Origin of the sequence: Enterococcus sp. VV15 (genome assembly GCF_005236045.1) — a bacterium.
GTDB lineage: Bacteria > Bacillota > Bacilli > Lactobacillales > Enterococcaceae > Enterococcus_B > Enterococcus_B durans.
Genome location: NZ_QPTY01000028.1, coordinates 12,305 through 26,086 on the forward strand (window position 1 = coordinate 12,305; position 13,782 = coordinate 26,086).

12 protein-coding genes are annotated in these 13,782 nt (G+C 38.7%); 2 read left to right on the forward strand and 10 right to left on the reverse strand.

Annotated features, from left to right (window positions below):
* Window positions 1-36: 36 nt before the first annotated feature.
* Together DVW83_RS10375 and DVW83_RS10380 are read left to right on the forward strand one after the other, a co-directional pair.
* Complete coding sequence (locus tag DVW83_RS10375; protein WP_104660738.1) at window positions 37-1,083, forward strand: GntR family transcriptional regulator; 1,047 nt, start codon at window positions 37-39, stop codon at window positions 1,081-1,083.
* Between the two features lies 1 nt (window position 1,084).
* Window positions 1,085-3,235, forward strand: coding sequence for a GH92 family glycosyl hydrolase (locus DVW83_RS10380; protein WP_224784489.1), 2,151 nt, complete (start codon window positions 1,085-1,087; stop codon window positions 3,233-3,235).
* 351 nt (window positions 3,236-3,586) lie between these two features.
* On the opposite strand, the gene DVW83_RS10385 is transcribed toward DVW83_RS10380, so the two are convergent.
* The 10 genes from DVW83_RS10385 to DVW83_RS10430 all read right to left on the reverse strand — a co-directional run bounded on the left by DVW83_RS10385 (window position 3,587) and on the right by DVW83_RS10430 (window position 13,574).
* Window positions 3,587-4,639 (reverse strand): PTS transporter subunit IIC, encoded by a 1,053-nt coding sequence (locus DVW83_RS10385; RefSeq protein ID WP_104660737.1) that lies wholly within the window; start codon window positions 4,637-4,639, stop codon window positions 3,587-3,589.
* A 14-nt stretch (window positions 4,640-4,653) separates the two neighbouring features.
* Window positions 4,654-5,592, reverse strand: coding sequence for a 2-dehydropantoate 2-reductase (locus DVW83_RS10390; RefSeq protein ID WP_104660736.1), 939 nt, complete (start codon window positions 5,590-5,592; stop codon window positions 4,654-4,656).
* A 284-nt stretch (window positions 5,593-5,876) separates the two neighbouring features.
* A complete protein-coding gene (locus tag DVW83_RS10395; protein WP_104660735.1) occupies window positions 5,877-7,040 on the reverse strand; it encodes a type VII secretion protein EssB/YukC in 1,164 nt (387 codons plus the stop codon).
* Window positions 7,041-7,247: 207 nt separating this feature from the next.
* Complete coding sequence (locus DVW83_RS10400; protein WP_104660734.1) at window positions 7,248-7,541, reverse strand: WXG100 family type VII secretion target; 294 nt, start codon at window positions 7,539-7,541, stop codon at window positions 7,248-7,250.
* 375 nt (window positions 7,542-7,916) lie between these two features.
* Window positions 7,917-8,555: an AAA family ATPase gene (locus DVW83_RS10405; protein ID WP_104660733.1), complete on the reverse strand. Its 639-nt coding sequence runs from the start codon at window positions 8,553-8,555 to the stop codon at window positions 7,917-7,919.
* Window positions 8,539-9,408: a class II fructose-bisphosphate aldolase gene (locus DVW83_RS10410; RefSeq protein ID WP_104660732.1), complete on the reverse strand. Its 870-nt coding sequence runs from the start codon at window positions 9,406-9,408 to the stop codon at window positions 8,539-8,541. Before DVW83_RS10410 ends, DVW83_RS10405 begins: the two co-directional genes overlap by 17 nt.
* Before the next feature lie 22 nt (window positions 9,409-9,430).
* Window positions 9,431-9,835: a hypothetical protein gene (locus DVW83_RS10415; protein ID WP_104660731.1), complete on the reverse strand. Its 405-nt coding sequence runs from the start codon at window positions 9,833-9,835 to the stop codon at window positions 9,431-9,433.
* 20 nt (window positions 9,836-9,855) lie between these two features.
* Window positions 9,856-11,145, reverse strand: a complete 1,290-nt coding sequence (locus tag DVW83_RS10420; RefSeq protein WP_104660730.1) for a PTS sugar transporter subunit IIC — start codon at window positions 11,143-11,145, stop codon at window positions 9,856-9,858.
* 24 nt (window positions 11,146-11,169) lie between these two features.
* Window positions 11,170-11,472, reverse strand: a complete 303-nt coding sequence (locus tag DVW83_RS10425) for a PTS sugar transporter subunit IIB (RefSeq protein ID WP_104660729.1) — start codon at window positions 11,470-11,472, stop codon at window positions 11,170-11,172.
* A 20-nt stretch (window positions 11,473-11,492) separates the two neighbouring features.
* Window positions 11,493-13,574, reverse strand: coding sequence for a BglG family transcription antiterminator (locus DVW83_RS10430; protein WP_137239353.1), 2,082 nt, complete (start codon window positions 13,572-13,574; stop codon window positions 11,493-11,495).
* Between the last annotated feature and the right edge of the window lie 208 nt (window positions 13,575-13,782).

A 13,782-nucleotide genomic window follows, 5' to 3' on the forward strand; every position in this document is an offset into this window, starting at 1 on the left:
ATTTATCTATGATATATCATATAAGAAGGTGTTTTTATGGATCAACCGTTATACCAAAAAATATTCAATGACCTACAAGCTGCTATTGCTGACGGTTCGTTGCCAGTCGATAGCCAAGTCCCTACAGAAAAAGAATTATCAGCAAAATATCAAGTAAGTCGAATCACTTCGAAACGAGCCCTTACAGAATTAGAGCAATTAGGATTGATCTATCGGGTACGTGGAAAAGGAAGCTTTGTTAAGGCCGCAACTAGTGTGGAAAAGCATGTAGTGCTTCCTAAAAATAGTCGTATTTTATTCCTATTGCCTTTTTTGTCAGATCTTTCCGTAGGTGACTTTACCAAAGGATTGAATCCTGTCATGCAAGAACAGCAGTTGGAAGTCATGATGACTACGCTAGATTTTCTCACGAATAAAACAGCACATGAACTTATGCAGGAATTTGATGGTTTGATCTATTATGCTTTTGATACAGATCATCACCTCGATTTGCTCTTTGAACTTTCATTGAAGCAATTTCCAGTGGTCATTTTAGATAAAAAAATCTATGAATTGCCTTTTCCTACTGTTCTTTCAGACAATTTCCAAGGCGGTTCTCTAGCTACAGAACACTTAATAAAAGAAGGACATCAAAAAATTGCGTATCTTTTTGGCGAACAGACTCATCCACAATCTGTACGCCAACGTTATTTGGGTTACTTAGAGGCATTGAATAAAGCAAGATTGCCTTTTCATACCCCATTAGATGATAAAAGTGCTACGATCGATACCTTGATGAACTATGTCAATGACCATAAAGTAACAGCTTTTGTCTGTGAAAACGATCTTGTCGCAATTCAAACGATGAACTACTTGAAGCAACATGGTTATGACATTCCTAATGACTTTTCTGTTATCGGCTTTGATGATATCCAGGCCGCTGCTCTGGTCGATCCTCCATTAACCACCGTAGCTCAGGATTTTCATAAATTAGGGGAAATTGCAGGAAGATCGCTCATTGAATGGCTACAGACAAAAGAGATACCCGCTGATAGTAGTTATCCAGTTTCATTTATCAAACGACACTCAACAAAGGAGATGTAATATGGACATCCAACAAATCGATACCCGTCACGGTACCGCGAATCAACCAAATTTCTCCAACGGGAATTGCCAGCCCTACACTGGCGTTCCTTTTGGAATGAACTATTTTGCACCGCAAACAACAGATCAAAAAGGCAGTTGGTGGTTCCATCCAGAAGATCGTGTGTTTCAAGGTTACCGCCTTACCCATCAGCCAAGTCCTTGGATGGGTGATTTCAGTCATTTTGTCATGACCCCTTTCACAGGGGAATTGCCAGAAAATACGTTATTCCATGCGCAAAGCTCTTATCGACCAGAAGAAAGTATCTTTGCACCAACACACGTATCTATTCGTCAATTGCGTGACGGAACACAATCATCCCTCATTCCAAGTATGTATGGAGGAATCTTAACGATTGATTACAGTAAAAAAGAAAGCGGTTTACTACTGACTTTTCCTGGAAAATATTCTCTAAATGTGAAAGATAGTCATACCGTTTTCGGCCAGATCACGTATTTTGCCGGCTCAGAAGATCCTGATTTTACGTTTTATTTTGTTCTAAAATTCAATCAGCCGCTCTTAGCGAAAACTCGTGTAACAAATTCCGGTGACCAAGCCGATTCCATTCCATTGTATTTTGGTGATGTTAGGAATTTAGTTGCTCAACTGGGAACTTCTTTTATCAGTGAAGAACAAGCTCACTATAATTTGAGCCAAGAACTTCATCAAGAAGCTGCTGATTATTTGAAAAATAGCCGAAACCAGTGGCAAGACTACTTTGATCGCATAAAAATCGAACATCATGATCCAAAACAAACACGTACCTTTTATCATAATCTCTATCGGACTTTCTTATTCCCACAGACCTTCTATGAGATCGATGCTAATGGTCAAAAAATCCATTATGATACGACTAGCCGCACTGTAAAGCCTGGTGCACTCTACACAAATAATGGCTTTTGGGATACGTATAAAACTGTTTATCCTCTTTATTCCTTGATTGCCGTGGAGAAATATGAAGAAATGCTCGAAGGTTTTTTAAATAGTTATAATGAAACCGGCTTCTTACCAAAGTGGCTCTCGCCTGATGAACGTGGTTTGATGCCAGGCACATTGATCGATGCAGTTATCGCAGATGCAGCGGTGAAAGGTATTCGAGAAGATTTGATGGAAAACTTCTTAGAAGCGATGCATAAAGGTGCTACTATTCAAAGTGCGAACCAAAACTATGGACGACAAGGAACAAAAGACTATCTTAAATATGGGTATGTACCAAGTACTTATCATGAGTCGATCAACCATACATTGGATTATGCCTACAGTGATTTTTGTATCAGCCAAGTAGCTAAAGTGCTAGGAAAAGAAAAAATCAACCAGCATTATCAGCAGCAGGCATTGAATTACCAAAATGTTTTCGATCAAAAAACAGGTTTTATGCGTGCCAAAGATGTAGATGGAACCTTCAGAGAACCTTTTTCTGCTATCCGTTGGGGCCAAGATTATGCAGAAGGCAGTGCTTGGCAAAGTAGCTTTGCTGTCTACCACGATTTCGCTGGCCTGATCAAAGCCCATGGTGGAAAGCAAAAATTTGAAGAAAAATTGATCGAATTATGCAACCAAGCACCAAGCTTTGAAGTGGGGGGCTATGGTTTTGAGATCCATGAAATGAGTGAAATGGCCGCTATCGAATTTGGTCAGTTAGCTATCTCGAATCAGCCAAGTTTCCATTATCCTTATCTTTTTAGCTATATCGGAAAACCAGAAATGGCTCAACCTTTGCTCAAACAATTGTTGACACAGACTTTTGATGATACGCCGACCGGTTATCCAGGAGACGAAGACAATGGCAGCATGGCTGCTTGGTACATCTTCAATAGCTTAGGATTTTACCCTGTAACGCCAGGAACAGGCGAATACGTTATTGGAATGCCACTGATGGATAAAGCAATCATTGCCTTATCTAACGGAAAGACGCTGACTATCGAAACGTCACCCAATCAGCCGCAGCATCAATTTATTCATGAGGTAAAAAGAAAAAATCTCCCTCACACAGATCTTTTCTTTACTCACGAAGACTTGCTAGAAGGCGGAACGATTTCTTACAGATTAGGTATTGTGCCAAACGCAGCTTACCACCACGAAAGTGCTCTACCTTATTCCTTGTCGGAGTAAATCGATTAAACATTTTCAAACGATAGCTTTTATTTTGCTATTCTCCCTATAAAATAAGCTTGGATGAACGATTGATTCACTATAGAAGGACTTTCTATAATCGAAAAAATCAACATCCAAGCTTATTATTAGCTGTGCTTAAACCAAATTTTCCCAAGAGGCTTTCCAAGAATGCCTCCAACAGATTTTCTGTCTTAGGTGAGGCAAAAAATCACTTTCTTGTCCACTCGATCCGAACAACCGACCTTTTTTGTTTTCAGTATCAGAACTCTTATTGATTGTTTTTGATCAGAGCCCCACGAGTTTATCATCAGTGGATATTCTTGGAAATTTTTCTGACTGTTTCACAGACTAACCTAAAAATTTAAATACATCTTCTCTATCATAGAGTTTCAATACTTTTTCAAAGATGAATTGTGTCAGTAAAGCCGCAATCAAAGGCACAACTAGCCAACATACAAAAGTAAGAACGAGACTCAATCCTGCATCTAAAGAAGCTAATGGTCCGACTAAGCCAACGACGCCAAATCCAGCAGATGACGGTGTCCCAGAAATAGAAAACAGTGCAACTGGAATAGCGGAAATCACCGCACTGACCAAACATGGAACTAGAATGATTGGTTTTCGAAACAGGTTAGGCATCATCATTTTCATCGCTCCGAGTGCAATGGCGATCGTTACTCCAGGTTTATTGACTCTCCACGAATTCACAACTAAAACGATTGTAGTAGCTGCAACACCCATAGCAGCTGCCCCAGCAGAAACGCCGTTTAATTGGATCGCCATACCGATTGCTACCGTAGAAATCGGTGAAATGATCAAAAAGGCGAAAGAACAACCAATCAAAATCGACATCAATAGAGGTTGTAGCGTGGTAAAATTATTGATCAAGGTACCGATTGCTGAAGTAATAGCCGTAACATAAGGATACAAGTAATACCCGATCAAACCGGCTCCTACCCCAACAACAATTGGTGTCAATACAATTGCGACAGAGCCAAAACGTTCACCAATCAATAAGATCAAAAGAACCGCTATCGAGGCAGTAAGCATCGTGTTAATGATGTCTCCTGTTCCAGAACCTACATAAGTTCCTGTTTCCCCAAGATCAGGCGCAAATTTGACTACCCCCGAACCTACAAAAGCTGCTCCGGCAACTACCATCATTTTCATTGGATTAAACCCAAATTGTAATGCAATCAAACCGCCGATGATCAATGGCGTTGCTAACTGAAAAACAACTGCCATTTGTGCGATTGTCACTGCTATTGAATAATTACTAAAATATTTTAAAATGGCTCCTAATACTGCATTTGGGATTAAACCAATGATGATTCCTGTAGCGGTTCCTGCCAGTACCTTATTTAGAAAAATTTTTGGTGATAGATGTTTTGTCTCTTCCATATAATCTCGCTCCCTCATTTTACATTTAAACTATCTTCCTTTGCATGAACAAGTTCTGTTAAGAAATCGCAATACGGCGTAACTATGCCATATTTTCTACCTTTTCTAGAAATAGCACCGTTGATATAATCAATTTCAGTCAAGCGATGATTCTTGATCAAGTCCTGATACATAGAAGGATAATGCATTCCAATCGTTGCTGGGTCAAAGCATGATTCACAATGTTCAATCACCTCTGGAATATCTAAATGGATATTTTCAAATGCAGCAACTTTCGCAAATTCATTGACGATTGTTTCAACCATTTTATGTGCGGTCGTGGTTTTACCTAATCCAGCCATATTCACGTCTAAGATCGTACATAACCCATTCATCGTTCCATTCACACATGCTTTTCGATAAATAGAATAACGAATATTGTCAGAGAATTTAGCGTTTAAACCAGATTCCGATAATTTACGCGCCAATTCTTTCGCTGCTGCTTCTTTCCCAGCACCTAAATTTTGTAATTCGACTGAACCGTCACCAAATAATTTTACTTGGCCTGGACCTTCTAAACCGGCTGTCCACATTGTATTCCCGATATAGATATTCTCCATTGAAACAAACTTCTCGATGATATCTTCGTGACCGATACCATTCAGCAAACACAATACTTCCGTATCTTCTTTGATCAACGATTGAATGTCTTTCAACATTTTTTCCAACTGCATCGCTTTCGTAAATAAAATGATCAAATCAACTTGGTCAGATTCACCTACTTCTGATTGCAAAAGGATCGGTAAATGGACCACTACTTCTTTTCCGTTGTAGTTCGCTCTTAGTCCATGTTCTTGGATTTGTTGGACATGTTCTGCCCACCCATCGATCAACAAGATCTCATTTCCTCCTTGTTGTAACATTAATCCAAAGCGGCTGCCCATCGCGCCAGCACCTGCAATAGCAATTCTCATTTCTTATTCCTCCTTTTTTGAACATTATACCCGTATGGGATTTGCTTCACAATCTCAACTAGTCATTTATTTAAATTTTTTTGAATAAATGATACTGTTCATCTTGTTCTATTTTCAATGATTCTTTCATTCGTTGTACCATTGCTTAGTTTGACATCCTTTGTTGTAGTTTGCTGTTGACGTTCATTTGCATCGATTTCAGAGAACCGATCAGGCTTTCTTCTTATCCCGTCAGTGAAACGAGGAATGGAGCTTATCATCCATAGGAATACTGGAACGATTTTTTAGTCAGTGATAAATTTCCCTTCTACTAAATCGGAATAGTACTCAATTGCTTCTTTATACTCTATACGTAGTTCCTGTTTTTTCTTACTCTCCATCTGTTGCTTTGTTTGTGACTCATCGTATAACTTGGTATAGACGTATAAAATAGCCGGCTTATCTTCAGATCTCTTGGCGACCTCTAACGCCTTTTCTAAATCGCCTTTCCCGATATACACCCAATAAAGCACCAAATCATCACTCGCTTTTTTTGATAGTAGCTCTAAGATCCCTCTTTTTTGTTTGTCAGCTAACGTGGCTACATGGACTGAACTTACCGCCAATATATATCGAGTAGATTCCGAAAGATCAGCGATTTTATCCTCTTGTAACATCATTAAAACACCTGGATAATCCTCATCAATAAACAATGCTTTTGCTTGGCTGAGACGTTCGAGTGTTGGTATTCGTTTTAGCTGATAGTCGCCAACGATCCCCATAAAACAACTTGTCAGGAAAATAAATATCACCATTCCCCATTTGTATAACATATACTTACGTTTTTTCACAAAGAAATTTTCTGTTTGACGTTTGTTTTTTTGTTGGACGATCCGTGTTCCTATCAATTGATGGAGCTCGTTGATCGTTCCTGCTTCTTGTATTTTTTTGGAAAAAACGTCCCTAAATACACTGATGCCTTCCATCAATCCTCGATAATCAGTTTCAGGATGTAAGATAGCCAAGAGCAGCGCACGATACTGTTTAATAAATAAGGACTGCTCCATCACATAAGGAACTACGGATTGTATGAATCCCCGATGTGCGATCCTCAATTCTTCACCAAAAATAAATAGATTGTCAGGATGGAGATACGGTTGAACTGGGCTACCTAAGAAACCCACTAGATCTCCCATTTTTTGGGCAATCACCAATCGTTGGTAAGGATCGATCCCCTTTCCTATTTGTGCTAAAGACTGCATACCTTTTTCTTTGTGATATCGGATCACTAATTTTTCTTCTGTAGAGGAGAGGATTTCCCCGACCATGAAATTTTTTTGTTTCTCTAAAAATAAACGGTATTGATCCAATCTTTCTAGTTGATATTGTGTTTCTTTTAAAGTTATCACCACATAATCTTGTGTCTCTTGCAAGGTAAGTTCTTCTGTGCTTTTGCTTTGTCCATTCAAAACACCAACCCCTCGATTATTTAACTTTCTTTTATTGCGAAAGAATCACCAGTTCCTAATGGATCATCAGCTAGGACATTCCCTTCCCTCAGTCGAATCGCTTTATTTACTATCACTAAGTCAAAAGAGGGTGACAACTGGAGCTGTACCTAACAAAGCTTCTTTTTTCACTCATTTTGCTATGCCGCTATGCACACATGACTACGTTCAAAGCCCAAAGGAATAAGCATCTTCTTGGTCTCGTTGTGCAACTGTAGTCGCGTAATTCGTTAGTTGCCGATCAATGTTTTTTAGTAGCTCCTCCATCTTTTTGATACTTTCTTCTAGTTGGTTGTATTGTTCAAGATATGCTTGAAAGGCTCGGCCCTTCCATTCTTGGGCAATTTGCTGATTCATCGTATTGACTCTTAGCATTGCCTCCTGTAGTTGTGTTGATGCTTGCGAATAAACTTTTGCTTGAGATTTTAACTGCTCTGGTGTGACTGCAATTATCCTTGACACCGTTCTCCCCCTCTCAACGTGTTGACTATCCACTGGCTATTTTATTGCTCAAAATAATATACGCCTCTCTTTATTTTTTATTTGAGGTCGAGACAAAAGTCGTTTATTCGAGAGTCTGCAGCAAAACTGATTTTTAGATTTGTCTCACTCTCCCTAGTTGCAGAAAATACTTGGAGAATAGAATTGGAATGAATACAGTCTGAATTGTTAAAGAAAAAAGGGGCAGGAATGAAGTATTCCTCAAAAAGAGGCAACTTCTATTCCCGCCGTTTATTCAGAGTTAGTAAGAAAAAAATTGACTTTTTGCTAAATCATATACATGCTATCCTGCCGATTTTTCACTTTCTTTACGTACATCAAAAATGACATTCTTGATCATTCATCATGTGCAACTTGCCACTCTAATCGATCGAGTAGCGATGTATAATCTACTTTGTTAAAGTCAGTAACATCAAATTCATAAAGGGTTCCTAGTGCGAAACGATCATATTGTCGCGCATTAATTATTTTTTTAAATGCTTCTTTCGTGATGTGATTCGTGCCCATTGATCGATCTTCTAACTGGTCCCCATAGTGATAATGATCCATGATATAGCTAAGATGACGTTCTGGTTCGCGATCTCTTTGATGACGACGTGCCCATAAAACCTCAAAATCAGCGACCAATCGAATGGTAATCACTTCATACTCATATTTTTTTGCTAAAAACTGCAGTTTCTCCTTTTGTTTGTCACTAAATGGATATTCGGAAGCGATCACTTTTTTACCAGCTTCCATATATAATTCCAATGCGCGATAAAAGAATGGATAGACTTTGTTTTTTTCTTGTTCTGCTCGTTCATTTAAATTAGTAAAACCAAGCGATTCTGCATAATATTCCTTGATTTCATCAAGTGTGATCGTATACATGGTAGGAAATCGTTCACGAAGTTTGCTCATTAAGTAGGTTTTGCCAGTTCCAGGACTCCCAGCCAAAAGAATGAAATACTTTTTTCGTTTACTTCGTTTCTGCATAGATCCCATTTCCTACATTTAAAAATAACCCGATTTTATGTTTGATGATTTCCTTTACTGCTTCATTGGCTGGGATAACATTATAGCGCAAAGATTTGCTGATTTCTGTTTCACCGAAAGTTGCTTTAGCTGTTTTGGTCCAGTTTACTAATAGTTCTGTTCCAACATTGAATTTGCGAATACCATTGTTGATCAATTCTGGATAATCTTCTTCTTTTACGCCTGTTCCACCATGAATAACTAATGGAACATCTACTACAGCGTTTATTTCTTTTAATAAAGGAAGATTCACTTCTGTTTTGGATTTGAACTGACCATGATTCGTCCCGATTGCGATTGCTAAAGCGTCCACCCCTGTTGCTGCCACAAACTCTACCGCATCTGCTGGTTTTGTATAGATCTTATCATTCTCAGCTACGTGAATTCCTTCTTCTGTACCACCAATCGTCCCTAGTTCTCCTTCTACAGAAACACCATGAGCATGGGCATATTCCACCACAGCTTTTGTTTTTAGAATATTTTCTTTAAAAGGTAAATGAGAGCCGTCATACATCACAGACTTATAGCCACTATCGATTGCTTGCTTGATATCGTCAAAGTCACGTGCATGATCCAAATGAAGAACTGCATCGATCATTTCTTCATTGGCAATCGTTTTTACCACATTGACCAATACATTCATCCCAATATATCTTGCCGTATCGACACTTGTTTGGATAATGATCGGTGCCCCCATCTCTTTCGCTGCACGTAACATTTCCGGCAACATTTCTAGATTATGCGTATTAAAGGCACCTACCGTAAAATTCAATACTTCTGCTGTTTTGGTTACTTCTGTTAATGTTGTATACATTTGTTCATCCACCTTTATCGTATTAGTTGTTTCCATTGATCGTGACTTTTTTGGCTATTTGCCGCATATCGTCCATTTTCCCCATATAATAATCAATCCCTTGATCATCCCCTTTACGCGCAGCCTCACCTCTTTTTCTGTTGTAAAGGGACATCAATCGCTTATACCCATCGCCGATACTTTCTTTATGTGCCAAACTGTTTTCTAAAGCAGAGATTGCTTGTTCGATTTCATCCAAATCACCATAGTCAAGCCCTATTTGTTCAAATAGTTTTGCTTGTTTTTCTGATTCTTCACAACTAGCAAGTTCTTGCTCAAGCTTTTTGATTTCCTGTTGGAGTCTAGTACATTCTTCCTCAGAAAGACTAGGCATTTCTTTTGGTACTTCTTTTGGTACTTCTTTTTTCTTTTTTTTAAACCCAAACATTTTCTTTTCCTACTTTCCTTTTAAAATACTTTTAAGATAGGACTTAAGATCCATGCATAGAATAAAGCTGCAGCGACTGTATCGACATCTGTTGCAGTCGCATTGATGAAGCCCATCGAATTGAAGATCGTTACGAGTAGTGCAGGTAATAATGTAATAAAAAATCCATGGGCAATCCCGCCAATGATGGCACCGCGTCGTCCACCAACAGCATTTCCAAAGATTCCTGCTGTACCGCCTGCAAAAAAGTTAGTCAACATTCCTGGTAGAATCATCGCTAATCCAAACAATGGTAAAGTAAACATTGCAATGACTGTCCCGATCGTCGTCGTTATAAACCCTAAGATCACTGCATTCGGACTATATGGAAAGAACACTGGGCAATCTAAAGCAGGAATGGCATCTGGCACTAATTTCATTGCGATCCCACGAAAAGCTGGAACGATCTCCCCAAGCAATAATCGAACACCAGCTAACAAAACATAGACCCCGACAACAAACTGTATTGCTTGTAAGAAAGCAAACATAATGTAATTTTGCCCTCCTGATAATTCTGCAGCAAAAGATTCTCCAGCAAACAATACCGTGATGATATAAAGAGGAACCATGACCACCATGACCGATAAGTAGGTATCTTGTAAAAATTCAAAATGAGCAGGTAATTTGATGTCCTCGATCGACTTTTTATTCTCGCCCCGTTCACCAAAAAGCTTGGCTACCCCCGCTTCAAACAAATATCCGATCGTACAAAAATGTCCTAACGCAATGTCATCAGAACCTGTGACTTTACGAATGATTGGCTGAGCCAATGCTGGCATGGTAATCGCAAAAATTGCACCAATAAATCCACCAACCAGTATCAGCACAAGTCCGCGTAATCCAGCAAAATAACCAAAAACAGTTGTCATAGTAGCCATCCAAAGTATTGCTTGCCCTGTCAAGAAAATATATTTCCACTTTGTAAAGCGTGCCAGTACTATATTAAAAATAAAAATAGCTAAAAAAGTTAACGCAATATCTCTACCTAGCCCCAGTTCATTCATTGCTTGTCCATTGATTGCCTCAATAGATGGAATGATTCCTTGCATTTGAAACCCTTCGGTAAAGATTTGACCAAAGTAGGTCAGACTCCCTACGATAATGCTTGAACCTGCACTTAATACTTGGAATCCCAACAATGTCTTCAACGTTCCCGAGATGATCTGACCAGTGGATTTCTTTTGTAACACTAGTCCTAACATCGCAATCAACGCAATGATGATCGGTGCCTGTGTCAAAATATTTTCTATGATAAAATTGATGACGCCCATTGTCTCTCCCCCTGTATAGTATTTTTAGATAGCTCCCTTGTTCAGTAAAACTGGCGTTAATTTTTCTTCAATTTCACTTTTTGAAACGATATTTTTCAAATAAACCATCGCAGTACTCGGATCAAGCGGAAATTTTTCAAATTGTGAGCGGAAATTCTCAGCAGTGATAATCACATCTGGTCTCATGGAGACAGCGGATGAAATATCACAGTGATCCAATTTAGCCTGCACTCCTAACTTATTCAAAACATCTTCTGCAGACATTTGAGCTGCAAAACTACTTCCTAAACCTGCACCACATACAAATAAAATATTCAGTTTATTCATTTTCTTCTTCCCCTTTTTAACTACTGAAACAGTAGTGTTTTAAACGTTTCGATTGTTTGGCATTTGATCAGTTTGGTTAATTTCTCCTCATTGTTGATCAGTTCAATCAATTCTTTCATGATTGTCAGATGTGAATAAGAATCTACAGCAGCCAGGCAAAAAATGATTTTTACAGGGTCCATATCCTGATTTCCAAAAGCAATCGGCTGTTTTAGCGTAGTGACACTAACACCTAATTGATTCACTCCGTCTTCCGGTCGTGCATGAGCTAACGCTAAGTGCTTCCCAATCACGATATAAGCACCATATTCCTCTACCGCCTGGACCATCGCATCGACATAGCGTGGTTCAACGATGTTTTCCTTTACTAAGGGCTTAGCGACTAATTCAATCGTCTCCTGCCATGTTTCTGCTTTTTCTTGAATCAGAATATGACTGTCAGTCAATATATCTTTTAACATTGGTTGAATCTCCCTTTTATTGATCTCTAAACCGTTTTTTTCAAATAATGCCTCTAAACGAGAGTAGAGATGGCGATCAATCTTTCCTCCGCTTCCTTCTACTATCGCTAAAATATCAGTGAATAAGCTAGTTGATTCTTTCGTTTCAGGCCTTATTCGCTGAAAGTTATGATGAACTTTTAAAAATTCTGCTACTATTGGCCGATTATTCTCAGTTAAAATTGGTTCAATAACAAGCACCGGTTTACTTTGATAAGCCAAATTGAATGTACTGAAAATCAAATCAACGTCTAATTTATCCACTAATGGTACTTCTTTGGAACTCAATACTGCGAGAACCTCGATTTGTGGAAATTTTTCTTTGAGATTCTCTGCTAAAAGATTTCCCGTGGCCACCCCATGATTGCAGACAACCACCGATCTGTACTTAGCGATGACATTTTGTCGAAGTGCACTAGCGATAGTTGAAAAGTGAATGACTAGAAAGGCAATTTCATCTTCGATCACTTTACCAGAAGCTGCTTCCTCGATCACGGGCATGAATTGGGCAACCACACGATAAATTGGTTCATATGTCGTACGGATATTTTCTTTTAGCGGGTTGATGACTTGCACATTGTTTTGTATCCTCACAATCAGTGCAGCGATGTGCTTGTAGAGATTCTCAAATAGTAGTTCTTCCTTTAGATGGAATGGAATCGCTGTTGTTTTTTCAACAAACTGGATCAATTGAATCGTCAACAATTGTGCTTGGACCCACTCAAACGTATTGGAAATATCTCGTGAATTGAATGTTTCGATCATAAATCGCAAGTAGTTACGTTCCACCTGCGGAATCTCATCCAACTGGAACTCTCGTTTTATCTGCTCGATAAATTCAGAAAAATCTGCTTTTTCATCATCAAAATTTTTCCAAGTCAATGTCGAGATCCACTCATGTTTTTTCACCCTCTGAATCCAGATCAATGTAAGCAATAAAAGTTGACTTTTATAAATCTCATCTTCTTGTCTTGCTAGTTTATGGGAATAGATTCTTTCTATTTTTTTGATGTCTTCTGTAGAAAAATAACGATAGAATATCTTTTGTGAGGGCGTGACCTTGAGTTCATCCGTAAAAGAAAAATCGATCCTTCCTAATTGTTTGTTGATCAAATCGTAAAGCATCGTACGGATCGTGCGCTCTGCTCCTTTGTATACCAACCCCTGTTTTCCATAACTAACGATTTCGATACCATATTTGTTCAATGCCGCTCTCAAACGGCGAATATCTTCATCTATCGTACTCTTTGAAACCATAAAAGCTGCTTCTTTACGATTAAGAAAAACAGGTTGAGTGTCGTATGCGATGGCTAAGACTAATGCAAAGATCCGTTCTTCTCGACTCAATATCTCCTCATGAAATGTAGCTAATTTTGCCATTAACTTTTTTCTTTCATCCTCAGTCAAACATAATAAAAATCCTTTGTTTCGTATAGACTTTATTTCTGACAACTTCTGGTTCCTTAACCAGCTGTTCACCTCAAGGATGTCTTGACGAATCGTCCGCTTACTTACATGGTATTCTGACGCTAACTGCTCCGCGTTGACCGGATAGTGATATTCTCTAAACTTCTGAAGTAATTCCACCGTTCTCGTTTTCATCATTTGATTTTCCTTTCTGTGCTAAGTATATGTTTGCGCTTACAAATAAAAAAGTAGAACTTTGTGCCACTTGAACTGGCAGACAATCAAGCATATCCGTTTGATTATCCTTGAGAAAACAATTCTATCAAAACATAGTATTCTAAGAGAACGCAAAATCAGTTTTTTTCGCTTCGTTTTTCTTTTTGCTAAGAGCGTGGGACAAAAG